Raw genomic sequence first — 24,538 nt, forward strand, 5'->3', positions numbered from 1 at the left:
GACGTCGACTCTCACACCTGTTGAAGTGACAAGGTCAGCGGGCGTGGAGGAGGGGCATGCGGAGCAAAACCGGACTCGAGTTCGGCGTGCTCGGTCCTCTCCAGGTGCTCGCGGACGGACGGCTGATCCAGCTCGGCCGTCGCGGCATGCGCGGACTGCTGGCCATGCTGGTCGTCGAGGCGAACCGACCCGTCTCGATCGACCAGATCGTCGACGCGCTGTGGACGGAGTCGCCGCCGGCCACCGCGCGGACGATCGTGCACGGTTACGTGTCGCGGTTGCGCAAGGTGCTGGAGGAGGCCGATCCCGCGGGCTCCGCGACGATCCGCACCACACCGACCGGGTATCAGCTGACCGTGGACCCGTGGCGTCTCGACCTGCACCGCGCCCGGCAGCTCGTGGCGTCTTCCCGCGGCAAGCCCGCTGCCATCAGGGCGGGCTTGCTGCGCGAGGCGTTGGGTCTGTGGCGCGGGCCGGTGCTCGCAGACGTACCGGGCGACCCGATGACCTCAGACCTCGAAGAGCTGCGGTTGTCCGCGCTGGAGCAGCGCATCGACGCCGAACTGGAGCTCGGCCGGCACCTGGAGCTCGTGGGCGAGCTGCGCGGGTTGTGCACCGAGTTCCCGTTCCGCGAACGCCTGGTGGCGCACAGCATGCGCGCCCTGTACCGATCCGGGCAGCGGGCCGACGCACTTGAGGCGTACCAACGGTTCCAGCGTCGTGCGGTGGACGAGCTCGGCATCGATCCCGGTCCGGAGCTGCGGTTGCTGCAGGAGCAGGTGCTGCGCGACGACCCCGTGCTGAGCGTGATCGGCCCGGTCGAGTCGCGTCCCGTCGCACCTCGTGCGGGGATCGTGTCGCCGGCCTTGCTGCCGGCCTCCGCGTCGCGACTGTTCGGCCGGGACGACGACAAAGCGTGGCTGGACAACGTTTGCGCGACCAGGAACCTGCTCGCCACCACGGTCGCTGTGCTGACCGGTGCGCCCGGTGTCGGCAAGAGCGCTTTGGCGATCACTTGGGGACACGAGAACTGCGAGATGTTCCCGCACGGGGTGTTGTTCGCTTCTTTGGGAGACACGGAACCGGGTGAGGTGCTCACGCGCTTCCTGGTGGCGTTGGGTGTGCCGGCTGACGGTGTGCCGATCGCTCTGGAGGACCGTGTCGGGCTTTACCGGTCGTTGCTGAACCGTCGGCGGGTGCTGGTGGTGCTGGACGACGCGACGGGCTTCGACCAGGTGCAGTTCTTGCTGCCGCCGGGTTCCGGCTCGGTCGTGCTGGTGACTTCGCGCTCCCAGCTGGAACGGCTCGTCGTCACGAACAGCGCTCGGGTGCGCAAGCTCAGGCCGCTGGACGACGACGCCGCGCGCTTGCTGGTCGACGACGTGCTGGGCAAACCGCTGTCGGTGGAAGACCCCGCGGCTTCCCGGAAGCTCGCGGAGCTGTGCGGCGGCCTGCCGCTGGCGTTGCGCGTGGCGGCGGCCAAGCTCGTGATCAGTCCGGAGTGGACGGTCGAGGAGCTGGTGGGGGAGCTGGCCGACGACGGGCACCGGTTGCGTGGGTTGGACCTACCTGAGGCAGGCGTGGGGGTGTCGCGGGCACTGGACCTGTCGACCCGCGACCTGCCGTCCGAGCTCGGCGAGGTCTTCCAGTCCGTCGGCATGGCGCCCGGCCGTTGGATGTCGTCGCACGCCGTCGCGGCCCTGACCCGGATCCACGTGGAGTCTGCACGATCGCGGCTGACCCAGCTCGTCGAGGTGAACCTGCTGGTCGAACCGTGGCCGGACGGGTTCACGATGCACGAGCTGGTGCGGCTGTACGTGCGGGGAGCGGGCCGCCCGGACCTGGACTCGTTGCGGCGCCTGGTGAACTACTACCTCGTCGCGTGCGACCACGTCCGCCGCGTCATCCGACCGGCGCGGGACGGCCTGGACTTCGCGTTGGGGGACAACGGTTCCACGCCGATGCCGGCCTTCAACGACCCGATCGCCTGGTTCGACCGGGAGTGGCCCAACATCGTCTCGGTCGTCCACGCGGCCGCCGAGTCGGGCCTGCACGACCAGGTGTGGCAGCTGGTAAGGCTGCTGCACCCCTACGCGACCGTACGCGCGCTCACCGGGGAGTGGGTGGCGCTGGTCGGGTTCGGTCTGGCCGCGGCCGAGGTGACGGGGAGCCGCCTCGGCCAGGTTCTGATGCTGGACACGACCTACGTGACGAACGCCCGGCTGGGACGACCCGTCCTGCTACCGGACGCTCGCCGCGCGCACCGGCTCGCGACCGAGCTGGGCGAGCGCCAGTACCTCGTGCTGACGCTCGCCCAACTCGCCGACGTGCTGTTCCGGCTGAAGCACCACGACGAGGCGTTGCTGCACTTCTGGGAGTCGGTGCAGCTCGCGCAGCAGTCCGGCGACGTCGTCGGCGAAGCACACGGCCTGAACAACGTCGCCCAGGTCGAACAGGCCCGCGGCCGCGTGGATGTGGCGCTGCAGCACCAATCCCACGCAGTCGAGGTGTACCGGCGTTCGGGTGACCAGATCGCTTTCGTCCGCGGCCTCGCGAACCTGGCCGAGCTGCACCTGGAGGCCGGCTCGCTGGACGAGGCGGAAGCGCTGGCCCGCCAGGTCGTTGACCAGGCAGCCGTCGCCGAGGTGACCTACCTGGAAGGTTTCGGCCGCCACGTGCTGGGCGGGGTACTGCTCCGGCGGGCGGAATGGGTTGCTGCGGCAGCGGAATTGACCGAGGCGCTGCGCCTGTACGCGCAGGTCAACTCGGTCCGCGCGGTGGAGGTCCGGGCCGCCCTGGACTCGCTGTCGTCCGAGGTTTAGCGGACGTTTAGTCGTCTGGTCCCAAAGCATGGGAATGTGGACGTGAGCCCATCTGGGCTCCGCAGGCCGCCGAGTGGGGGATTTACCGAGGGGGTAAGGCGCCTGCGCGTGAGGGGCCCGACCGGCATTCGGGGGAGAGTGCCGGTCGGGCTTCTCCTTCAGTAGTTCTCCTCCGTGCACCTGGCGATCGGGAGAAGCTCCGGTCGCTTCGGCGCGAGGCCGTCGCCCATGGACTCGCCCCTGAGTTGCCTGCCGATCCACGGGACCACGTGTTCCCTGGCCCACTTCAGGTCGGCCTTGCGCTGGGTGACCCAGTCGGCTTGTTCCAGGGCAGGCCACGGTTCGTTCCACGAGTGGTCGTCGGCCAGGCCCAGGACCTCGTAGGCCTTCAGCGCGACTCGTTGGTGGCCTTCCGGGGAGAGATGCAGGCGGTCTTCGCTCCAGGCGCGGCGGTCTTGGAGGACGTGCATGGACCACAGATCGACCATGCGGCAGTGGTAGCGCTCGGCGATCGACCAGAGGTGGGTGTTGTAGATGCCGACCTTGCCTCTCAGGCTTCGCAGGAGAGGGGTGTTCTTGGTGTCGAAGCCCGTGAAGATGATGACGTCGCAGCCGGCTGCTCGTAGGTCTGCCACTGCTACCTCGTAGACCTCGGCCAGGGCATCGGGGTCGCTGTTCGGGACCATGATGTCGTTGCCGCCGCCGCAGAAGGTGACGAGGTCCGGTTTCAGGGAGATCGCCAGTGGGACCTGTTCGTCGATGATCTCCTGCAGGAATTTGCCGCGGATCGCCAGGTTGGCGTACCTGAACTCCGGGGCGTTCTGGGCGATCATGCCGGCCAGGCGGTCTGCCCATCCGACGTAGGTGTCTCCTGGGCCGGGGTCGTCCATGCCCTCGGTGAAGCTGTCCCCCAGGGACACCAGACTGTTCCATCGCAGCACAACATCCCCCTCTTGCTCGTGCGGCATTCCACTGTTCCCGTACTGCCGGGCACTGCCCTTGCCCGTCTTGCAACCGCTCCGCCACGCCCTGCCCGGCCTGGCGTCGTCCGCGGCTCCCGATCGCGGGCGACTGGTCAGCATGCACAACCAAGCCGTGGTTACGCCACCGTCGGTTACGTCATCGTAGGTTTTGTCGCTGTGGGTGACGATTCTTTTACCACTCGATCGAGGGAAGCTTGAGGGGGATCCGGGGGATTCGTCTTGTTTGGTCGCTAGCTTTTGGCGGGTGCGTTCTGGATTGCCGCTTCCGTCCATCTCGTTGGGTGTGGCGCTTGTCACCGTTGGAGTTTTGGCTGGGGTGATGCTCGGGGCCTCTGGTGGGGGCGGGCCTGGGTCTGCTCCTGGTGGGGATGACGAGGCTGAGGGGCCTGAGGTGGTTCAGATCGGTGGCGATCAGCCGCCGATGGAGTTCACGCCGGTGCCTTCTGCTGTGAAGGTGGCGCCTCGGCCTTCTGGGTCGGTTGTGGTTACGCCGCCTCCGCACTCGAATCCGGTGGTCACTCCGGAGGATGGTGTGGAGCCTCGGGGCAGTGTTGTTGGGACGACTGTTGTGCCGTCGGTTTCGTTGCCTGAGTTGGCGTCGTCGTCCTCGGCTTCGCCCTCGTCGATCTCTGTGGGTTCGGGCGCGCCGGTTCCGTAGGTCGTCCCCCTGGCGCGTTGGCGGCTTCCTGTTCCGCAGTGGGGTTGCGGTGGTGGGGTGGTCCCGTATGGGAAAGACGGGCTCGGCTGATGAGTGCTGAGCCGGTCGTTCTTCGCCATCGCTGAAAGCAGAAACCCCCGCAGCACCTCGGCGCGTGAGGTGCTGCGGGGGCGTTGGGACCTTTCCGAGGGGGAGCGCCGCCGCCGATCAAGCTCCCCCTCGGAAAGGGGTGGGACCACTGCTCGGGACGCCGCCGCCGATCTGCCCCGAGCAGTGGGGTTGGGACCGTCTCAGGGGGCGCCGCCGCCGATCTACCCCCTGAGACGGGGTCTTGTCACCCGCTGGCTGCCACGTCCAAGGGGGAGGTGGTGGCTGGCTGGTGGTCGTCGTAGGCCGAGCGCAGCCTCAGCTCTGCGCCCGGCGAGGCTCCGATGGTGTCCAGGCCCAGTAGGGCGGCGCCGACTACCGGGGGGACGTCCACTACGCGGACTTGGGCCAAGGGGGCCTGTTCCAGCACTCGTTCGCGGACTGGGCCCACCACCACGTCGCCGGTGTTGGTCAGGACACCGCCGCCCAGCACGATGTCCACCGGCTCGTCCATCAGGTCGAGTTTGCGGAGGGAGACCGTGGAGAGCAGGACGATCTCTTCGACCAGGCGCTCGATTTCGGCCAGGGCCACGGCGTCGCCGCGGGCTGCCACCTCGAAGACGAGGGGGCAGAGGGCGTGCGGGTCCAGGGCGATTTCCTCGAAGTGGATCTTTTCGACCACCTTGGCGATCGAGGTTTCGCCGTAGTGGGCGAGGAGCGCCGGGAGGAGTTCGGTTGGCTTGCCTCGGCCGTCTTCTGCTCGGACTGCGTGCCAGAGGGCGTCGTTGCCCAGTTGGCCGCCGCCGCCCCAGTCGCCGGAGATTGCGCCCAGGGCTGGGAAGCGGTGGGTTCGGCCGTCGTGGGCCACGCCTACCGCGTTGATGCCTGCGCCGCAGACCACTGCCACGCCCACGCCTGAGTTGGTGCCGGCGCGGAGCAGGGCGAAGGTGTCGTTGCCCACGAAGGTGGTGGTGGACCAGCCGCGCTTGGTGATCTCGCGGGTCAGGTCTTCTTCTTCGCGAGGTAGGTCTGCGCCTGCCAGGTACGCGGCTGTGTGCGCGGCGATCGGCTCGTCGGGGGACAGGCCTGCCTGGGCTGCGGCTTCGCGTGCCAGTGCCTCGAACACGTCCAGTCCGCGCTTCATGCCCACGGTCTGGGGCGGGGCTCCGGGGCCGCGCACCTGCGCCAGCACCTTGCCGTCCGCGTCGACCAGGAGGACTGCGGTTTTGCTGTTGCCGCCGTCGATCGCGAGCACACGGTCAGTCATCGTTGTCAGTTTCCCTTCACCCACGGCAGCAGATCGCGGTTCTGCGCGATCAGCTCGTCGGCCAGCTGGTCCGCGATGGCGTGCTGGCCGATCAGCGGGTGGGCGAGCAGCGCGTTCGCCACGCGGTCTCGGCCGCCGTGGATCGCCGCCTCCAGTGCCAGGTACTCGTACGCGGTGACGTGCGAGATCAGGCCGGAGATCGACGGTTCCACGGGGCGGACCGGTAGCGGTGCGCCACCAGAAGAATCCACAGTGGACGAAACTTCGATCACGGCGTCGTCGGGCAGGAACGGCAGGGTGCCGTTGTTCTGCACGTTGACGACGTGCTTCTCGGCACCCGCGCCGCCCGTCAGCGCGTGCACGAGCTGTACGGCGGCTTCGGAGTAGTAGGCGCCGCCTCGTTGCGAGAGCTGCTCGGGCTTCGTCACGACCGAGAGGTCGCTGTAGATGTCGAGCAGTTCCTTCTCGACCGTCGCGACCACTTCGGCGCGCGGCGGTTCGTTCTGCTGCTTCTTCACGACGGCGTCGTGGTTGTAGAAGTAGTTGAGGTAGTAGGAGGGGACCATGTTCAGGCGACGCATGAGGCCGCCGTCGATGCCGATGTGTTCGGCGAGGCCCTCAACGTGGTCAGCCAAGAGCTCAGGAAGGCGGTCGACGCCGTCCACGTAGACGCCGCGTTCCCACGTGAGGTGGTTCAGGCCGACGTGCTCAAGTTCCACAGTGGACGGATCCACGCCGAGCAGGCCGGAGGTCCAGCGCTGGAACGTGATCGCCACGTTGCACAGGCCGATCGCCTTGTGGCCGTTCTGCAGCAGGGCGCGGGTGACGATGCCGACCGGGTTCGTGAAGTTCACGATCCACGTGTTCTCGCCGGCGATGCGGCGGACCTTGTCGGCGATGTCGAGCACGACGGGAACGGTGCGCAGCGCCTTGGCAAGGCCGCCGGCGCCGGTGGTCTCCTGTCCGACGCAGCCGCACGTGAGCGGGAACGTCTCGTCCGACGCGCGGGCTGCCTGGCCGCCGACGCGCAGCTGCAGCAGCACAGCGGACGCGCCTTCCACGCCCTGTTCCAGCGACGTGGTGGTGCGCACCTTCGCCGGGTGGCCCGCGTGCTGCAGCAGGCGCTGGCAGAACGGGCCGATGATCGACAGGCGGTGCTCGTCCGGGTCGACCAGGACGATCTCGTCCACCGCCAGGCTGGTGCGACGGCCTGCGATGCCGTCGATCAGCTCCGGTGTGTAGGTGGACCCGCCACCGACGACGGTGAGTTTCATCCCTTGACTCCCGTGAACGTGATTCCCTTGACGAACGACTTCTGGGCGAAGACGAAGAGGACGACGGCCGGGATCATCGTCAGGAACGTCACCGCCATCGACGAGTTCCACTGGACGATGTGCATGCCCTTGAACGTCGCCAGCGCCAGCGACAACGTCCAGTTGTCCTTCGCCTCGCCGGTGTAGAGCAACGGGCCGAAGTAGTCGTTCCAGGTGAAGAGGAAGCAGAACAGCGCGGTGGCCGCGATGCCCGGCTTGGCCATCGGCACGATGATCCGCACCAGCGCCTGGAACTCCGAGCAGCCGTCGACGCGCGCTGCGTCCACATAGGACTGCGGGATCGTGAGCATGAACTGGCGCAGCAAGAAGATGCTGAATGCGTCGAACAGGAAGTACGGAGCGATCAACGGCCACAGCGTGCCCGTCAGGTTGAGCGAGGACCAGGTGTCGTACAGCGGCACGGCGACGACCTGCGGCGGCAGCATCATCGCGCCGATGACCAGCAGGAACGCGACGTTGCGGCCGCGCCACCGGAGCTTCGCCAGCGCGTAGGCGGCGGGGATCGACGAGATCAGCATGCCGAAGGTCGCGAGCAGCGAGTACGTGAGGCTGTTGATCAGGTACTGGAACAGCGGGGCCTTGTCGAAGACCTCGACGAAGTTCTCCCAGTGCCACTCGCGCGGCCACAGGTCCGAGGTGAACGCCTGGTCGTCGGACATCACCGCGGTGAGGAAGACGAACACCACGGGCGTGGCGAACATCAGGCCGAGGGCGAGGCCGATCGAGTGCGTGGCGACCCAGTTCAGGAAGCCGGCGACATCGCGCTTGCGCGGCGGCTGCTCCGGATCCGCTGCGACGTCGACCGGTGGTTTGGTCAGCGTGGCGGTCATGCTCCCGGACCCCCTTCCTCAGCGGTGGAGTTCTTGCGCATCCGCTGGACCAGGACGATGGTCACGGCGAACGAGATGACGAACAGGACAGTGGCCATCGCGGCCGCGTAGCCCATGTCGAAGTAGCGGAAGCCTTGCGTGTACAGGTAAACCGGGAACGTCAACGTGGCGTTGTCCGGATAACCGAGATATTTGGTCGATCCCGTCGCGTCCGCAGCTCCCGAGCCGGCCGACCCCGCGACGACCGCCTGGGTGAAGAGCTGCAGTGCCAGGATCACCGAGTTCACGAGACCGAAGAGCAGCACCGGCGAGATCGTCGGCAGCGTGACGTGCCACCAGCGGCGGATCGGGCCCGCGCCGTCGAGCTCAGCTGCTTCGTACTGCTCCTGCGGCACGTCGAGGATCGCGGCCAGGATGATGATCATCAGGTCGCCGGAGATCCACAGCATGATCGCGGTGATGCCGGGCTTGGCCCACGCCGGGTCGGAGAACCACAGCGGCGAGTCGACCCCGAACCATCCGAGAACGCTGTCCATCGGGCCGCCGTTGGGCCGCAACACCATGAAGAACACGAGTGTCGCGGCCACCGGCGGTGCCAGCGAAGGCAGGTAGCAGAGCGTTCGGATCAGACCGACGCCCGACTTGAGACGTGCGATGACCGATGCCACGCCCAGCGCGAACACCGTCCGCGCGATCGTGAGCACCACGACGAACCACAAGGTGTTCGCGATCGCCTTGGTGAGCAAGGGATCCTTGAACATGAACTCGTAGTTGGCGAGTCCGTTGAACTCCGGCGGGTTGATCAGGTCGTACTTCGTGAAGCTGAAGATGACCGTGGCGACCAGCGGATAGCCGAAGAACAGGACGAAGCCGATGATTGCCGGGGCCATGAACCCGAGCACGGCGAGACGGTGGCGGGCACGTGCCCGCCCCCTGCCGGGGGCGGGCCGAGCGCCTAGCGTGGCGGTCATCGCGCGGATTCCTTACTTACCGCTCTTGGTGATCTGGTCGTCGATGTTCTTGTCGACTTCCTTCAGGCCTGCCTGCAGATCGGTGACCTTGCCGGACTGGTAGGACACTGAGAAGTCCGTGACGGCCTTGATGTGCGCGTCACCGATCGGGGTGACCGGGTTGCCCTTGAGCTTGTCGCTCTTGGCCAGGTCGATGAACGTCTTGAACTGCTCGTCGACCTCGAGCTTCGGGCTCTCCATCGCGGCCTTGGTGCTCGGCACGTTCTTGATGGCGTTGGACAGGTCGACGATCGTGTCGGTGTCGAACGACAGGTGCTTGATCAGCTCCCACGCGGCGCCGGGGTTCTTGGCGCCCTTGGGAATGCCCATGATCGTGCCGGTGGTGAAGGCGGTGCCGTAGTCGGCGGGCTTCCAGGTCGGGAACGGAGCCGTGCCGAACTTGATCTGCGGCGCCTGGGCCTTGAGGAAGGCGGTGCGGTACTCGCCGTCCATCATGATCGCGATCTTGCCCTGGTGGAACGCGTGGTCGGCCGAGTACTCCTGGCCGAGACCGGCGCGGAAGCGCTCCAGAGCGTCGTAGCCGTAGAAGTCCACGAGCTTCTTCTGGAACGTCATCATCTCGGTGAAGCCGGGCGAGGAGGCGAGCGCCGACTTGCCGTCCTTCTCCCACTCGGCACCGAACGACGGCGCCAGGATGGTCGGGCGGTTGGCGTAGAAGCCCATGGTGGGCAGGTAACCCGCGACCTCGATCTCACCGGCCGCGTTCTTCTTGGTCAGCTTCTTCGCGGCCTCGAACAGCTCGTCCAGGGTCTTCGGCGCCGCCGTCACGCCGGCCTCGGCGAACTTGTCCGTGTTGTAGTACATGGCGTACACGTCGGTGAGCATGGGCATCGCGCAGCGGTTGCCCTTGTACTCGGTGTACTCCCGAACCGCGGGGGAGATCTGGTTCAGGTCGACCTTGTCGCGGTCGATGTACGGCTTCAGCGCCTGGAACGCGCCCGAGGAGCAGAACTGGCCGATGTTGTCGGTGGTGAACGACAGCGCGACGTCCGGCGTGTTGCCGGACCGGATCCCCGCGGTGATCTTGTCGTCGTCCTGCGAGCCCTCGTGCTTGATCTCGATGTTCGGGAACTTCTTGTTGAACGTCTTGAGGGCCTTGGTGACCTCTTCGTACTCGCGGTCGGAGTAGTTGCTCCAGACCGTGAGCGTGAGCTTGTCGTCCTTACCGGGGGCCGCGGCAGCACCGTCGGTGGTGGAGCCGCCACCCTTGCCCGCCGCACATGCGGTGAGGGTCAGCGCTGCGGCGACACAGAGCAAGGCAGCACGGGTGTGCTTGCGCATGTGCACTCCTTCTCGATCAACGTGGGGACCCGGCGACCACAGGGCCGCGGAATGGAGCCGTGGTGGCTGCCGGCAGACCGAACACCGTCTCGCGCGCCACGGCCAGTGCCGAGTGCAGTGCGCCGCTGCGCACCGGCTTCCCGGTCACCAACGCCAGCTGGACGGGTGTCCTCGGCACCACCAGTTGCCGCAGTTCCGCGGCAACGAGGTCGTTGAGCGTGGTTCCGCCTGCCTGGGCGATGTCGCCGGACAGGAGGATGAGTTCCGGGTCGAGCACCGCGACGACGCTAGCCACGCCCGTGGCGATGCGCTTGGCGAGATCGGCCATGAACTCCCGGCCCGCCGGCCCCGCGGCCAACGCCTTGCGCACGGCACCGTGGCCGTTGCGCGCGGCGAGCCCGTGAGCCCTGGCGAGCTTGCAGATCGACGCGTTGCTGAGCAGCTCACCGAACGTGCCGCCGGAGCGGTCCGTGTCGGTGTCGGCAGAGGCGCGGTCGGGGATCATCAGCCCGTCGATCTCGCCCGCGCCACCGGAAGCGCCGCGCAGCAGCACTCCGTTGATCACGACAGCGGCACCGACGAGGTCCGCGGGCCAGATGACGACGAAGTCGCGCACCTCGGTGGCCCGTCCGGCGACCATCTCCTCCAGTGCGACCAGGTTGACGTCGTTCTCGACGCTCACCGAGGTCGCGAGCTGCTCCCGCAACCGGCCGGGCATGTCGAAACCGCTCCAGCCGGGCAGATGTGGTGCGTAGGCGAGTTCGCCGTTCGCGGGGTTCACCGCTCCCGGACAGCCCACCACGACGTGCAGCAACTGGTCGGGCGCGAGGCCTGCCTGCCCGCACGCCTTGCCGACCGCACTGACGAACGCCTCGAGCACACCGTGCTTCACGGGCATCGGCGCCTTGTGCTCGGTGAGCACGGCACCGGAGATGTCCGCGATCGCGATGTCGACCGTCTCGGGGGTGAGGTCGATGGCCGCGATGTGCGCGAGGGCCCCGTTGACCGACCACAGCTGGGCACGAGGCCCGCGTCCTCCGCCGCGCAGTCCGTTGCGAACAACGGTGTCGGCGGTTTCCAGCCGGGTGAGCAGCTGTGCGGTCGCCGGCTTGGAGAGACCGATCAGGCCCTCCAACTCCGACCTGGTCAGCGGCCCGTTGCGCAGCAAAGCCTCGATGGCTGCGCGGTCGTTGATCTCCCGCAGCAGTCGTGGGCTTCCGGCACGCATTAGGTCCGCTCCTGTCTGTTAACTTTCCAGACGATTTCGTGGAGACGGTAGTGACCTGGTTCACCGCGGTCAATCCCCGATATGGGTCCGTTACCTGACTTAGGTTCACCTAAGGCAGTCTGGAAGCATGACGGACGTGCGCCAGGAGTCGCTGGTATCACTGCTCGGAGGCCGGGGCGGCGCCCTCGACGCCTCCCTGCCGCCGCTGGCGTTCGTCGCGGGATGGCTGATCTGGGGTCACTCGATCGGCGCAGGCGCAGTGGTGGCAGTGCTTTGCGGCGTCGTCATCGGCGTGATCAGGTTCGTGCGCGGCGAGAAGCCCCGCGCGGTGATCTTGTCCGTACTGCTGGTGGTGGCCGCCGCGTTGATCGCCTTGTACACGGGCCGCGTCGAGGACTTCTTCCTGATCCAGCTGCTGTCCAACGTGGCCTCTGCGCTGGCGTGGGCGGGCTCGATCGCGCTGCGGTGGCCGTTGCTCGGCGTGGTGGTGGGCACGCTTCTCGGGCAGAAGACGCGGTGGCGTCGAGATCCTGCCCTTTTGCGCGCTTACTCAGTCGCGTCATGGGCCTGGGTCGGGCAGTACGTGTTGCGGGTGGCGGTGTTCACGCCGTTGTGGCTGGAGGCTCAGGTCATCTGGCTGGGCACGTTGCGCGCTGTGTTGTCGTGGCCGCTGCAGATCGTGTGCATCGCGGTGTCGGGGTGGCTGCTCAGGCGCGCTCTGCCGGCCGGCCACCCCGGCTTCCGTCATCCGCAGGATTCAGCGGACGGACCTCAGGAACGCTGACCAGGCGTCCGCCGACACGGGGGATGTGGGTCGCTGGTGCCTTGCTGTCCCGAATGCCGACGCTGCGACCGACCTCGACGCAGTTGTTGCCGCCGCCGCTGTAGCTGCTCTTACGCCAAGCGGTCATCCGAGCCCTCCAGGATGTTGTCGATCACCGCCCTTGACTCTTCCTCAGTCAGGGCGAGGGCTGCGAGGGCCGTCAGGATGTCATCGTTGATCTTGATGGTGTCCGCGTCGTCGAAGAACAGGCAGTAGTTCACGCTCTCGACGTAGACGACCGGCGGGTACTTCGGGAACTTCATCATCCGGAAATCGCCTGCCGTGCCCGCGTGCATGCCCGCTGAGCGAGGTACGACCCGCAGGCTGATGTACTTCCGCACCGACATCCTGAGCAGGTGGGCGAGCTGCTCTCGCCACACCTCCATGCCGCCGACCGGCAGCCACAACGCCTGTTCGTGCACGAAGAACGTGAACTTCCGGCCGGGTTCCAGCATGTTCGCTCGTGCCGCTCTGGCAGCGGCGACTGTGGGGACGTCGTCCGGTTTGACTGAAGGTGCGTGCGTTCGCCCTGATGAGGTGGACCGCGAACATCCTTCCAACAGCATCGCTCGTCGCCGCAGCGTCGACCAGTTCCGCGCCCGCCTTCTCCGGATCGCGCAGCGCGAACCACGCGCGGAACTCTTCATCGAACTCGTCCGGAGTCAGTGTGTCAGTCCATGTTGCGGCAGGCGTTCAGTCCCGGTGCTGACGTCGTGTTCAGTGAATCTCCGGAACTTCTCGCGCTACTGCGGACCGACGAACTACGTCAAGCACTGCTGAGGTAGCCAGAGCTCAGGGCTGAGGCGGCTGCGGCGGGTACTGCTGCGGCGGGTACGGCGGCTGTTGTTGCTGCTGTTGGGCCCAGTACTGCTGCTGCGCCCAGTACTGCTGCATCTGCTGCTGGTGCCGCATCCGGGCGTTCTTCCGGCTGACGGTGACCGCGATGATCACGACGACGATGAGGATCGGGATGATCAGGTACCCGATCAACCGACCGATGAGGTAGCCGGCGCTGGGTTCGGCCGCGAGAACGTGAAGCACGGCTGCACCCTACGCAACTGCAGGTCAGGACGCTGGACGTGGGTTGCGGAGGAGCTTGCCGCTCGACGTCCTGGGCAGCGTGTCCAGGACGTGGAAGTGCGTCGGGAGCTTGAACTCGGCGAGCCATTGCGTGCACCACTCGGACAACTCGTGTGCGGTGAGCGTTTCGCTGGTGGTGCCCACGTAGGCCTGGATGCCCCCGGACCCCGTCACGACCGCCTCGGTCACCAGCGGGTGTTCTCGGAGCACGTGCTCGACCTCGGTCAGGTCGACCTTGTTGCCGCGCACCACGACCAGCGAGTCCGCGCGGCCCAGCAGCCGCAGCTCGCCGTCGGCACCGAACTCCCCGCGGTCGCCGGTGCGGAACCAGCCGCCGGAGAACCGCGTCGCGTCGTTCTCGTACAGGTACGGCGTTTCCTCCAGCGCCACCTCGACCAGGCCGTCGCGCACGCGTGCCGTGACGCCCGGCATCGGCTTGCCGACCGATGGGCGGACCGTGCCGTCCACCGCGATGGTCAGAGCGCCGGTTTCGGTGGTGCCGAAGCATTCGCCGACCGGGAACCCGTAGGCGGCGGCGAACCTGTCGGCCACCTCCTGCGGCATCAGCTCGCCGCCGGTGAACGCGCCGCGCACCGTGCGCAACGAGTCCCGGTCAGGTGCCGAGGCCAGCAGGTCGATGTGGAACGGCAGACCGGTGACGAAGTCGACCTCGTGGACGCGGGCCTGGCGCAGCATCGCTTCCGCAGAAGGCTCTTCCGCGAACACCAGGTGTACTCCGGCCGCGAGAGCGTGCAGCAGGCCGCCGATCAGGCCGAAGCTGTGGGCGGGGGAGTTGAGCAGCAGCAAGCGTTCGCCGCCTCGGACCATGCCTTCTGACGCTTCGAAGCGGGCCACCTCGGCGATGAGCGACTCGGTGCTGCGCCCGATCACCTTCGGTCTGCCGGTCGAGCCCGAGCTGAACTGGACCAGGCGGTGCGGGGTCGCGGCAGGGGCACCGGGTGCCGGTGAGACCTCCAGCTCGTACCGCTCCTGGAAGCCGTCGGCGGGATTTCCCCGCTGGCTGACGAAGAACTCGGGACGTGTCAGCGACCGCAGCACGTCCACCTCGGCCGGCTTCAACCGGTGGTCGATCGAGATCACCTGGGCGCCGAGGCTCCACAACGCCAGCACGGTCTCCAGCTGGCTGAAGCTCGGCGGCACCTGAACCGCGACCGTGCTCCCACCGTGCACCCCGGCGAACCTCGCGGCGAGAGCGGTGACGTCGGCGCGCAGATCGCCGTGGGTGACGGTGTTCCGGTGCGTGAAGATCGGCACGTCGTCGCCGTGCCGATGCATCAGGTCGTTGACGAACGCGCGCATGTCATGACTCCTTGCAGAACTCGCCGATCGGGAGACCCACGTGCCGTTGTTCGGGGGCGAGGTAGCCGAGCAGTTCGTCGCCGGGCTGAAGTTCGGTGACGTTGCGGACTTTCCCGCCTGGGCCGAGGACGCGGACGTGCCAGTCGTCCTGGACCATCAGGCTGACCTCGACGTTCTCCGGCGACCGCGCGGTGATGGTCAGCATCGGGCGGGACTCCAGCTTGGCCCGGCCGACGGTGAGCTCGCGGGTGTGGCCGGCGGCGTCGACGGCGAGGACCTTGCTGCCGGAACGCAGCTCGGACAGGTAGTTCGTGCGGTTCGCCGGGCCCAGCACGTAGGAGTGCAGCGCGCCCGCGTTGACCCGGAACGGTCGCGTCGGCATGTACGGCAACGGATGCGTTTCGCTGCAACAGAGGACGAAGCCGGAGGAGAACGAACCGACGAGGATGCCTTCGTCCTCACGGAAGTGCGACGCGGTGTCTACGCAGACCCGGTCGCCGAGGCCGTTGTGGGTGACGGCTTCGACGGTGAGCGTGGTCAGGGTCAGCGGCGGTGACGTGGTTTCCAGCAGCCGGGCCAGTTTGAACACGTCGGACGCGTCCTTCGGGGCCATCAGCACGCCGTCCGAGCCGTGTTCCAGCACCTCCAGGACGATCGCGGCCTCGACGAGGTCGGCCACGACGGTGACGAGCTTGCCGGGTGCGCCGTGGGCGGCGGCGATCACGATCTCCAGCGGGATCTTCGTCGGGTCGGTGAACGCGACCACGGTGTGGTCCAGCCGTTCCGCCGCCGCGCAGGCCAGTTTGAGCGTGCGGTCGTCGCTGACCTGGACGAAGGCGGTGGACAGCCGGTCGAGCCGGTCCTGCTCGTGCAAGGCCTCGATGACGAGGTGGGGACTGTCGACCGGGACGTCGGCGAACAGCACGCGGGTGATCGTCGGTGGCAGGTCGTCCAGCAGCGCCGGGTCGTTCGCGACGACACCGGCGATCTTGCTGTGCACCGCCGCGTCGATGACGGCCGTGCGGTTGGCCTCCGGCACGGTTCTGAGGTCGATCCAGGCGAATTTCACCGGTTCTCCAAGCAGGTCAGTGCGCGGATGAGGCTTGCGTCGGTGGGTGAGTGCACGATCGAGGCCAGCTCCGCGACCAACTGCATCGGGGCCGGTGAGGTGAAGACCCGCCGTCCCACGGCGAGACCCGAGCAGCCGGCCGTCATCGCGGCGCGGGCGTGCCCGGTGATGCTGTGCGCGGAGGCCGGACCGCCGGCCACGACCACGGGAATCGGGCAGCTGGCGACCACTGCCGCCATGTCCTCCGCCGGCTCGGTCAGGTTCGTCTTCACGATGTCCGCGCCGAGGTCCGCCGCGATGTTGACGACGTGGGCGAGGAGCGCGGGGTCTTTCGGGTCGCCGACGCGTGGCCCGCGGGCATAGGCCATGGTGACCAGCGGGATGTTCCACGAGTCGCACGCGGCCGCGACCGTGCCGAGGTCGGTGAGCTGGCGGGACTCGGTGTCGGAACCGATGTTGACGTGCACGCTCACCGCGTCTGCGCCGAGCCGCAGCGCCTCGTCGACCTCGCCGACGAGCACTTTGGCGTTGGCGTCGGCCATGTGCGCGGTGCCCGCACTCAGATGCACGATCAGCGCGCATCCACCGAGCACCGCGGGATCGATCGTGCGCACACGTCCTTTGTGGACGACAATGGCGTCGGCGCCGCCCAGTACGACCGCGCGGATGAGATCCTGCCATCGGTCGCGCGGCACCACGGGTCCGTCGGAAACGCTGTGGTCCAACGGCACGAAGAGGTACCTGTCGTCGTACGGACGGGAAAGGCGCCGCAACCGCAACGCTTTCCTCATGGCCCTCACACCTCCTGGATCGTTTGGTGTCAACAGCAGCCTGGAGGAGTCCTCACGCACGGCGGCAGGTGTGAGGTGGCGATAACTCCGCGGTTATCGGCCTGATAGAGCAACAGCGCTTACAACGGCGACTTAGCGTCATCTGGTGACACCCTTGTGGCCGTGTATGTGGCTCGGTAACTGCCCTACGCTTCCTCGGTGCGAATGGAGCTGAGACATCTGCACGTGGTGCTGACCGTGGCACGAGCGGGCAGCATCAGCAGGGCCGCTTCCCAAATGAAGATCGCTCAGGCAGGGCTGACCGCTCAGGTGCGCCGGATCGAGGCGAGTTTCGGCGGCCCGTTGTTCCTGCGTCGCACGGATGGCGTCGAGCTGACCGAACTCGGTCGCCACGTCGTGTTGCGAGCCGAGGACCTGGTCGACCGGTTCGACGACCTGGTGGTGACCGCGCACAAGCTGGCTGCCCGGGGTGACTCCGGTATCCGGCTGGGCGGTGTGGCGGGTTCACCGACCGCGCTGCTGGTCGGGGTGGTGCGGAAGATGTTGCCCGGCGTGGCGCAGACCACCCGCGTCGAGCGCGGTGGTGATGCGGTGCTGGAACTCGTGCGCACCGGTGAGCTCGACCTCGCACTCGTGGTGGAGTTTCCGAACAGCAGGTTGCGGTTCCCCGCCGCGATCGGCTGGCGTGGCGTGGCCACCGAACGCATGCTGATCGGCGTCCCGGTGGGCCACCGGCTGTCCGGCCGCAGCGAGGTGCTGCTGTCGGAGCTGGCAGGCGAGGAGTGGGTGGTGCCGGACGAGAACCACGGCGGGCGGCTGAACCTGGACTCGGCCTGCGCGGCCGTCGGGTTCACCCCGCGGTGCACGCATTTCGGCGTGGATCCCGTGGCCGCGGCGGACCTGGTGCGTTCCACCGGTGCCGTGGCGGGTTTCTTCCCCGACCGCGACCTGCCGGGGGTGCTGCTCAAACCGATCATCGGCAACCCGCTGCACCGGCGGATCACGTTGGTGTGGAACACCGATGTCGACATCGCCGCGCACATGGACGAGGTGCACGCGGGGCTGTTGCGCGCCTACCGGGAGCGCACCCCGCACGCGGACCACCTGCTGGCGTCATGACCTGCTGGGCCGGGGAGCCGTCGGGCCGAGCACGTCGACGGCCGCCAGCCAGGCAGCCCCTGCCGCACCTTCCGTCGCCATGATCACCTGCGCGTTGCAGCGCTTGAGCAGTTCCTGCTTCAGGTGCACGCCGACAGGGGTCTTGATCAGACTGCCCACCAGCACGATCGGTGAGGTGTCGGACGGCTCGCGCACCGCCGAGGCCGTGTCCGCGAGCAGCCGGGCCGCGGACGCGATGATCGTCAACGCCTCGGGATCGCCGTGGTGGTAGGCGGAACTGACCAGCGGGGCGAACTGGGCGAGCTTGATCGGCGGCTGCGCGTTGACCGCGGTGATCAGCTGGCCGCGGTTGCGGGCGCCGGCGGCCGTGAGCACAGCGGTGGCCAGGCCTTCCAGCGGTGCACCGAGGTCCAGCAAGCGCAGAGTGGCCCGCACGGCCTCGCGGCCCAGCCAGAACGCGGAGCCGTCGTCGCCGATCAGCCAGCCGTAGCCGCCGGACTGGCCGGTCATGCGGTGGTCGGCGATGCGGCCGGCGATGGAACCGGTGCCCGCCACCAGAACCGTGCCGTCCGGGGACGACGTGCCGGTGGCGAACGCGGCCTCGCAGTCGGTGATCACCCGCATCGGGCAGTGCAGGCCCGCGCGTTCCCAGGCGTCTTGGAAGAGCTCCAGGACGGCCGGATCCGCCATCCGGGAGGCGCCGGCGATGCCGAGGACGCCGGAGCGGACCTTGCGGGAGTCCAGGCCGTCCAACGCTTCCGCGAGGGCCTCGCCGATGTGCGCGGCGGCGACCGACGGCGGGTGCGAGTTCGGGTTCGCGCCGCCCGCCAGGCCTTGGCCCAGGCGGGCGCCGTCGAGATCGAGGACCAAGGCCCTCGTGGACGTGCCGCCTGCGTCTAGTCCGACCACCAGATCCATAAAGACCGAGTATGCCGAGAGACGCTCAGCGGCGGCACGCCCAACCGGGTGTCACCTGGTCAACCCCCGGTTACCGCTTGCGTTGTGGTGGAACAACACCAACGATCCAGAAGGAACTCGATCACCCGGACGGACCACAGTGGACAGTGACGGGACGACCAGCTCGTAGGAGAACACCGCCGATTCGACGACATCGACGAGATCGTCGGGGTCGGCGGGTGCGGTGTAGGGGGTGTTCACGCCGACGGTGTAGGTCACCGGGCCGGGCGGCAGCACGGACCGCGACACCGGCAGGACCACGACGTCGCTGTCGAACAGGTTGGTGTCGACGGCACCGTCGTGGCCGTTGAGCGGCTGTTCGTCGACGACCTCGTCCGTGGCCACGTCGGTGGTGCGCGCCAGCCAGAGGTCCTCGGTCACCTCGTCGTCGGCGTTGGTCGGTTTCACGGCCTTCGTCAGGAACTCCTTGCCGCCCACCGAGAACCGCACCTCGGGCTGGATGTTGCTGCCGATGTTCACCCACGTGTCCCAGGTCGCGACGCCGAACGCCAGCAGTTCCTCCGTCGCCGTCGCGCCCACGTACCGCAGATCGCCGCCACGGGCCGTGCGGTTGATCGCGCAGTTGTCCTGCAGCGCGGGGCCGCAGTCCGGCAGTCGATCAGAGCGGGCGCCGAGCTGCAGCACGGTCATCCGCGCCTGGTAGTCCTGCTGGTCGAGGCCCCGCCCGGCGACCCTGCCGCCGGCCACGGTCAGGCGCGACACCGGTTTTGGCGCCGCGTACACCGGCACCCGCAGCGTTCGGTCGCCGGTGAACATCACGAGCCCGGACGCCTCCGCCAGGAACTGCCGCCCGTCGGCCAGCGAGACAGTGGGGTCGGGCGTCTTGCGCAACGCCGCCGGGTTCGCGATCCGCAGCTGCACGTTCACCGACGCGGTTCCACCGGCAGGCAGCACGACCTGGGGCGAGGCGACCTGGAAGGACACGCCCGGCACCGACGTGATCGGCTCATAGCCTGCGTGCAGGCGGATCGTCGACGTTCCCTTGTTCACCAGCCGGATCGTGCGGCTGGTCAACACCGGCCCGCCCACCTCGACCGCGCCGAACGAGGCGTCACCCACCGCGAGCACGTCCGCGGACAGCGCCGCGAGCCCGTCGACCCGCCCGGCCCCGACCCGCATCGGTGCCTCACGAAGACCCTCAGCGTCCCGGATGACGCCGGAAGCGGTGTTCATCAGCGCAGCCTTGATCTCCGGCACAGTCCACTGCGGATGGGATTCGCGCAGCAACGCGGCGATACCGGCCACGTGCGGCGAAGCCATCGACGTGCCGCCCTGCGAGATGCCGTCCGACTGAGTCCCGACCGCCGCGGAGAAGATCGTGTCGCCCGGCGCCGCCACCGAGATCGACGAACGGGACCGCGAGGACGAAGGGGTGATCGTGTCGGCGAGCGACGGCACCACCGACTTGACCGCGCGCTTCAAAGAAGACGTCAGGTGGACCGACAACGTGCCGGCCTCCAGCGCCGGCCGCAACGCCTGAGAAGCATCCGCCGTCAGCTGGAACGCGGGGATGTGCGCGTTGCCCGCGATCCCGGCCGCGAACACCGGCAGCGTGGTCGGCAGCAAGACGCCGGTGGCCCCGGCCTTCCACGCGTTGTCCGTGCGCGCGCCGGAACCGCAGGCGCGCGTGGCGTCGTTGTCGTCCCACTCCAACCAGACGATCTTCCCGGCCAGCGGCTCGCTGATCGGCTTGCAACCATCCACATCGGACGACAGGCGCACCACCGGTGCCGTGAGCTCCACGGTCCCCTTGTAGTTCACGCTGTACTGCCCAGGCCACTGCTTGCCCTGTGCTTCGAGGCCGTCGAGCATCGAGAACGCGTCCCGGGTGTTCGCGACCGAGATGGCGTCCGGCGCGTTGCCCGGTGATCCGGCCACGTCGTAGAAGTCGCCACCGTTGCCCGCCGCCGCGACCACGACCACGCCGTGCTCCGTCAGCTTGCGCACGAACAGCGCGTCGGGGTCGTCAGACGCGCCGAAGTCGCTGCCCAGCGACAGGTTCACCACGTCGAGCCGGTCGGAGAAGTCACCGTCGCCGTTCGGGTCGAGCGACCAGTCCAGCGCCTTCGCGGTCAGGTCCGTCCCGCCCTCGCAGCCGAACACCTTCAACGCGTAGAGCAACGCCTTGGGCGCCGTTCCCGGCGCGATCTTCAAGGCGTCGAGATCGACATCGGCGTACGAGCCGCGGTAGGTCGTGCCGTCGGCGTTGACGCCGAACCCGGCCGCGGTCCCGGCGACGTGCGTGCCGTGGCCCTCGCAGTCCAGCGGGTCGGCGTCCGGTTCGGGCACGGAGCCGGACGACCCGGTGTACGCGTCGCCGGCGAAGTCGTGGCCGCCGACCACCTTGGCGTTCGGGTAGGTACCGCCGCCGAAGTCCGCGTGCCGGTAGTCGATGCCGGTGTCGATCACGCCGATGCGGACGCCGTCGCCGAGCTTTCCGAACGACTTCCACGCGTCGGAGGTCCTGGTGAGGCGGACGGCGGACGCGTTCGCGAGCTTCTTCGGCACCATCCGGTGGACGGCGCGGACCTCGGGCATGCGTGACAAAGAGGACAGTCGGGACTTTTCCGTGGACAGGACGACACCCGGCACGGCGTTCGACGTTCGGGCAACTTCCCGGCCCCCGGACCGGGAGACGACCCGTGATGCCTGCTGCGAGGAGCGCTCACGTGCGCCACGGGCCTGCGAAGCGTCTCGCATTTCGACCGCTGGTGCAGAGGTCAGCTCGACGAAAACGGTTACACGTTCGGTTGGGCCGGATGGCGTGAGCAGTGCGCCCACCAGGAGTGATGCGGCCACCACATTCATGATCAAACTCTCCTAGTCATCGGACGACTTCACGGCGAGACCTAGACGAACGTGCCCTCCCGGGGCTATACATCCGATGTATTTCGTGCGGTGTGACCAGAGGAGGAACGGCCGTGCAGTTTTTGCGCCTGGGGCCGGTCGGCGATGAACGTCCTGCAGTGAGGACCGACGACGGGACCACATTCGACCTCCTGCCGATCACCCCGGACATCGACGGCGCGTTCCTCGCGAACGACGGCGTCAACCGCGTGCGCGCCGCTCTCGAAGCCGGCGAGCTCGAGGTCCTGGACACCGAAGGACTGCGGGTCGGACCGCCGCTCGCGCATCCGGGCAAGGTCATCTGCATCGGTCTCAACTACCGCGACCACGCGGAGGAGACCGGCGCGGACATCCCCGGCGAGCCGGTGATGTTCCTCAAGACGCCCGACACGATCGTGGGCCCGTACGACGAGGTGCTCGTCCCGCGCCGGTCCGTGAAGACCGACTGGGAGGTCGAGCTCGGCGTCGTCATCGGGCGCACCGCTCGCTATCTCGAGTCCGAAGAGGACGCTCTGAGCTGCGTCGGCGCGTACGTGCTCTCGCACGACGTCTCCGAGCGGGAGTTCCAGATCGAGCGCGGCGGGACGTGGGACAAGGGCAAGAACTGCGAGACGTTCAACCCTCTCGGCCCCTTCCTCGTGCCCGCCGACGAGATCGCCGACCCGCAGAGCCTGGAGATGCGGCTCTGGGTGAACGGCGAGATCAAGCAGAACTCGTCCACCAAGAACATGATCTTCCCGGTGGCGGAGATCGTCCGCTACCTCAGCCAGTTCCTTGTCCTTCGACCGGGTGACGTCATCAACACGGGTACACCCGCTGGGGTGGCGCTCGGCCAGCCGGAGCCCAAGCCGTATCTGCGCGCCGGTGACGTGGTCGAGCTGGAGATCGAGGGGCTCGGCAAGCAAAAGCAGACCCTCGGGCAGGCGTGACCCATGCCGAAGATCACCGCACTGGACGTGCTGGACATCCGGTTCCCCACCTCGCGTGAGCTCGACGGCTCCGACGCGATGAACCCGGACCCGGACTACTCGGCCGCCTACGTCGTGCTGCGCACCGACGACGGACCGGAGGGCCACGGGCTCGCGTTCACCATCGGCCGCGGCAACGACGTGCAGGCCGCCGGGATCAAGGCGCTGGCCCCGCACGTCGTGGGCAAGGACGTGCCGGAGACCGCGAAGGCGCTGGCCGAGCTGTACTTCGAGCTGATCGGCGACTCGCAGATCCGCTGGCTCGGCCCGGAGAAGGGCGTCGCGCACATGGCGATCGGCGCGGTCGTCAACGCCGCGTGGGACCTCGCCGCGCGCCGCGCCGGGTTACCCGTCTGGCGGTTCCTCGCCCAGATGACGCCAGAAGAGATCGTCAGCCTCGTCGACTTCCGGTACCTGTCCGACGCTCTGACGCCCGACGACGCGCTGCAGATCCTGCGCAAGATCGAGCACGGCAAGGCCGAACGCGTGGAAACCGTTGCCCGCGACGGATATCCGGCCTACACGACCTCACCCGGCTGGCTCGGTTACTCCGACGAGAAGCTCGCCGGGCTCGCGCGGCAGGCCCTCGCCGACGGCTTCGACATGATCAAGCTGAAGGTCGGCGGCAGCCTCGACGACGACGTGCGGCGGATGAAGCTCGCCCGCGAGGTCGTCGGCGACGAGGTGCGCGTGGCGGTGGACGCGAACCAGCGTTGGGACGTCGACACGGCCGTGCGCTGGATGCGCGAGCTCGCGCCGTACAACCCGTACTGGATCGAGGAGCCGACCTCGCCGGACGACGTGCTGGCGCACCGCGCGATCGCGGACGCGCTGGCCCCGATCCGGGTCGCCACCGGTGAGCACGTGCAGAACCGCGTGGTGTTCAAGCAACTCCTGCAGGCCGGCGCGATCGACGTGTTGCAGCTCGACGCCTGCCGGGTGGCGGGCGTGAACGAGAACATCGCGATCCTGTTGCTGGCCAAGAAGTTCGAGGTGCCGGTGTGCCCGCACGCCGGCGGTGTCGGCCTGTGCGAGCTGGTCAGGCACCTGTCGTTCTTCGACTACGTCGCGGTCTCCGGCGAGGTCGGCGAGCGCGTGATCGAGTGGGTCGACCACCTGCACGAGCACTTCTTGGACCCGGCCGTCGTCGAGAACGGCCGTTACCTGGCACCCGCCGCGCCGGGATTCTCCGCTCAGCTCAAGGACGAGACGCTGTCCGACTACGTGTACCCGGAGGGTCCCGTGTGGACGGCATTGGAGGGCGAGAGTGACTGACTTCGAAGGACTGGTCGCCGTCGTCACGGGCGGTGCCTCCGGCATCGGTCTGGCGACGGCGAACCTCCTGTCGTCGCGCGGCGCGACCGTGGTGGCGCTGGACCTCACCCCGGACGTGAAGGACCCGCTCGTCGGGATCCGCGCGGACGTGTCCGACGACGAGAGCGTCAAGGCCGCGATCGACGAGGTCGTGCAGCGGTTCGGCCGCCTCGACGTCGTCGTCAACAACGCCGGCATCGGTTCGCAGGGCGACGTGGCCGCCAACTCCGACGAGGAGTGGCAGAAGGTCATGAACGTCAACGTGCTGGGCATGGTTCGCGTGTCGCGGGCCGCGTTGCCACACCTGCGGAACTCGCCGTCCGCGGCGATCGTGAACACCTGCTCCATCGCTGCCTGGGCCGGGCTCCCGCAGCGTGCTCTCTACTCGGCCAGCAAGGGCGCGGTGTACTCGCTGACGCTCGCGATGGCCGCCGACCACGTGCGCGAAGGCATTCGCGTCAACGCGGTCGCCCCCGGCACGGCGGACACCCCGTGGGTGGGCCGTCTGCTCGACTCGGCGCCGGACCCGGCCGCCGAACGGGCCGCGTTGGAGGCACGCCAGCCGCACGGCCGGCTGGTCTCCGCCGATGAGGTCGCGGGCGCGATCGCCTACCTGGCGAGCCCGCTTTCCGGTTCCACCGCCGGCACCATCCTGGCTGTCGATGGCGGTATGTACGGGTTGCGCCTGCGGCCCAAGCAGTCATGAAA

Annotated in this window: 21 protein-coding genes; 6 read left to right on the top strand and 15 right to left on the bottom strand. The window is 68.1% G+C overall.

Going from position 1 to position 24,538, the window contains the following annotated elements; translation table 11 throughout:
* Window positions 1-56: 56 nt before the first annotated feature.
* The gene (locus LFM09_RS22510) at window positions 57-2,822 is read left to right on the top strand and encodes a BTAD domain-containing putative transcriptional regulator (RefSeq protein WP_414098494.1); all 2,766 of its coding nucleotides are present in this window, start codon (window positions 57-59) and stop codon (window positions 2,820-2,822) included.
* Between the two features lie 158 nt (window positions 2,823-2,980).
* Here LFM09_RS22510 and LFM09_RS22515 read toward each other — a convergent pair whose 3' ends face one another.
* The 7 genes from LFM09_RS22515 to LFM09_RS22545 form a co-directional block, all read right to left on the bottom strand.
* Window positions 2,981-3,763, bottom strand: a complete 783-nt coding sequence (locus LFM09_RS22515) for an SGNH/GDSL hydrolase family protein (RefSeq protein ID WP_414098495.1) — start codon at window positions 3,761-3,763, stop codon at window positions 2,981-2,983.
* A 1,034-nt stretch (window positions 3,764-4,797) separates the two neighbouring features.
* Complete coding sequence (locus LFM09_RS22520) at window positions 4,798-5,817, bottom strand: N-acetylglucosamine kinase (protein WP_414098496.1); 1,020 nt, start codon at window positions 5,815-5,817, stop codon at window positions 4,798-4,800.
* A gap of 5 nt (window positions 5,818-5,822) precedes the next feature.
* Complete coding sequence (locus LFM09_RS22525) at window positions 5,823-7,091, bottom strand: 6-phospho-beta-glucosidase (protein WP_414098497.1); 1,269 nt, start codon at window positions 7,089-7,091, stop codon at window positions 5,823-5,825.
* Window positions 7,088-7,981: a carbohydrate ABC transporter permease gene (locus tag LFM09_RS22530; protein ID WP_414098499.1), complete on the bottom strand. Its 894-nt coding sequence runs from the start codon at window positions 7,979-7,981 to the stop codon at window positions 7,088-7,090. The genes LFM09_RS22525 and LFM09_RS22530 overlap by 4 nt, the downstream gene beginning before the upstream one ends.
* A complete protein-coding gene (locus tag LFM09_RS22535; RefSeq protein ID WP_414098500.1) occupies window positions 7,978-8,952 on the bottom strand; it encodes a carbohydrate ABC transporter permease in 975 nt (324 codons plus the stop codon). The genes LFM09_RS22530 and LFM09_RS22535 overlap by 4 nt, the downstream gene beginning before the upstream one ends.
* A gap of 12 nt (window positions 8,953-8,964) precedes the next feature.
* On the bottom strand, window positions 8,965-10,293 hold the full coding sequence (locus tag LFM09_RS22540; protein WP_414098501.1) for an ABC transporter substrate-binding protein: 1,329 nt from the start codon (window positions 10,291-10,293) through the stop codon (window positions 8,965-8,967).
* 16 nt (window positions 10,294-10,309) lie between these two features.
* Window positions 10,310-11,521, bottom strand: coding sequence for an ROK family protein (locus LFM09_RS22545; protein WP_414098502.1), 1,212 nt, complete (start codon window positions 11,519-11,521; stop codon window positions 10,310-10,312).
* Between the two features lie 127 nt (window positions 11,522-11,648).
* On the opposite strand from LFM09_RS22545, the gene LFM09_RS22550 reads away from it, so the two are divergent.
* Window positions 11,649-12,305, top strand: a complete 657-nt coding sequence (locus tag LFM09_RS22550) for a DUF3159 domain-containing protein (RefSeq protein ID WP_414098503.1) — start codon at window positions 11,649-11,651, stop codon at window positions 12,303-12,305.
* Here the strand turns inward: LFM09_RS22550 and LFM09_RS22555 are convergent.
* The 6 genes from LFM09_RS22555 to LFM09_RS22580 form a co-directional block, all read right to left on the bottom strand.
* Entirely contained in the window at window positions 12,229-12,432 is a 204-nt protein-coding gene (locus LFM09_RS22555) for a DUF397 domain-containing protein (protein WP_414098504.1), read from the bottom strand. The two genes, LFM09_RS22550 and LFM09_RS22555, sit on opposite strands and share 77 nt — an antisense overlap.
* Entirely contained in the window at window positions 12,416-12,991 is a 576-nt protein-coding gene (locus LFM09_RS22560) for a DUF5753 domain-containing protein (RefSeq protein ID WP_414098505.1), read from the bottom strand. Before LFM09_RS22560 ends, LFM09_RS22555 begins: the two co-directional genes overlap by 17 nt.
* Before the next feature lie 145 nt (window positions 12,992-13,136).
* Entirely contained in the window at window positions 13,137-13,385 is a 249-nt protein-coding gene (locus LFM09_RS22565) for a hypothetical protein (RefSeq protein WP_414098506.1), read from the bottom strand.
* 24 nt (window positions 13,386-13,409) lie between these two features.
* Window positions 13,410-14,744: a class I adenylate-forming enzyme family protein gene (locus LFM09_RS22570; RefSeq protein ID WP_414098507.1), complete on the bottom strand. Its 1,335-nt coding sequence runs from the start codon at window positions 14,742-14,744 to the stop codon at window positions 13,410-13,412.
* A gap of 1 nt (window position 14,745) precedes the next feature.
* The gene (locus LFM09_RS22575; protein ID WP_414098508.1) at window positions 14,746-15,813 is read right to left on the bottom strand and encodes a 3-dehydroquinate synthase II family protein; all 1,068 of its coding nucleotides are present in this window, start codon (window positions 15,811-15,813) and stop codon (window positions 14,746-14,748) included.
* Window positions 15,810-16,604, bottom strand: coding sequence for a 2-amino-3,7-dideoxy-D-threo-hept-6-ulosonate synthase (locus LFM09_RS22580; RefSeq protein ID WP_414098509.1), 795 nt, complete (start codon window positions 16,602-16,604; stop codon window positions 15,810-15,812). Before LFM09_RS22580 ends, LFM09_RS22575 begins: the two co-directional genes overlap by 4 nt.
* A gap of 204 nt (window positions 16,605-16,808) precedes the next feature.
* Here LFM09_RS22580 and LFM09_RS22585 point away from each other — a divergent pair, with 204 nt between their 5' ends.
* On the top strand, window positions 16,809-17,723 hold the full coding sequence (locus tag LFM09_RS22585; protein WP_414098642.1) for a LysR family transcriptional regulator: 915 nt from the start codon (window positions 16,809-16,811) through the stop codon (window positions 17,721-17,723).
* On the opposite strand, the gene LFM09_RS22590 is transcribed toward LFM09_RS22585, so the two are convergent.
* Window positions 17,718-18,641: an N-acetylglucosamine kinase gene (locus LFM09_RS22590; RefSeq protein WP_414098510.1), complete on the bottom strand. Its 924-nt coding sequence runs from the start codon at window positions 18,639-18,641 to the stop codon at window positions 17,718-17,720. The two genes, LFM09_RS22585 and LFM09_RS22590, sit on opposite strands and share 6 nt — an antisense overlap.
* Before the next feature lie 51 nt (window positions 18,642-18,692).
* Window positions 18,693-21,293 (bottom strand): S8 family serine peptidase, encoded by a 2,601-nt coding sequence (locus LFM09_RS22595; protein WP_414098511.1) that lies wholly within the window; start codon window positions 21,291-21,293, stop codon window positions 18,693-18,695.
* A gap of 329 nt (window positions 21,294-21,622) precedes the next feature.
* On the opposite strand from LFM09_RS22595, the gene LFM09_RS22600 reads away from it, so the two are divergent.
* From LFM09_RS22600 to LFM09_RS22610, 3 genes are read left to right on the top strand one after another with little or no spacing between them, the layout of a single operon-like run.
* Window positions 21,623-22,477 (top strand): fumarylacetoacetate hydrolase family protein, encoded by an 855-nt coding sequence (locus tag LFM09_RS22600; protein WP_414098512.1) that lies wholly within the window; start codon window positions 21,623-21,625, stop codon window positions 22,475-22,477.
* 3 nt (window positions 22,478-22,480) lie between these two features.
* Window positions 22,481-23,791 carry an enolase C-terminal domain-like protein gene (locus tag LFM09_RS22605; RefSeq protein WP_414098513.1) on the top strand — a complete coding sequence of 437 codons (1,311 nt, stop codon included), beginning with the start codon at window positions 22,481-22,483 and terminating at the stop codon, window positions 23,789-23,791.
* The gene (locus LFM09_RS22610; protein ID WP_414098514.1) at window positions 23,784-24,536 is read left to right on the top strand and encodes an SDR family NAD(P)-dependent oxidoreductase; all 753 of its coding nucleotides are present in this window, start codon (window positions 23,784-23,786) and stop codon (window positions 24,534-24,536) included. Before LFM09_RS22605 ends, LFM09_RS22610 begins: the two co-directional genes overlap by 8 nt.
* Window positions 24,537-24,538 lie beyond the last annotated feature (2 nt).

The organism is Lentzea alba (assembly GCF_047445655.1).
Classification (GTDB): Bacteria; Actinomycetota; Actinomycetes; order Mycobacteriales; family Pseudonocardiaceae; genus Lentzea; species Lentzea alba_A.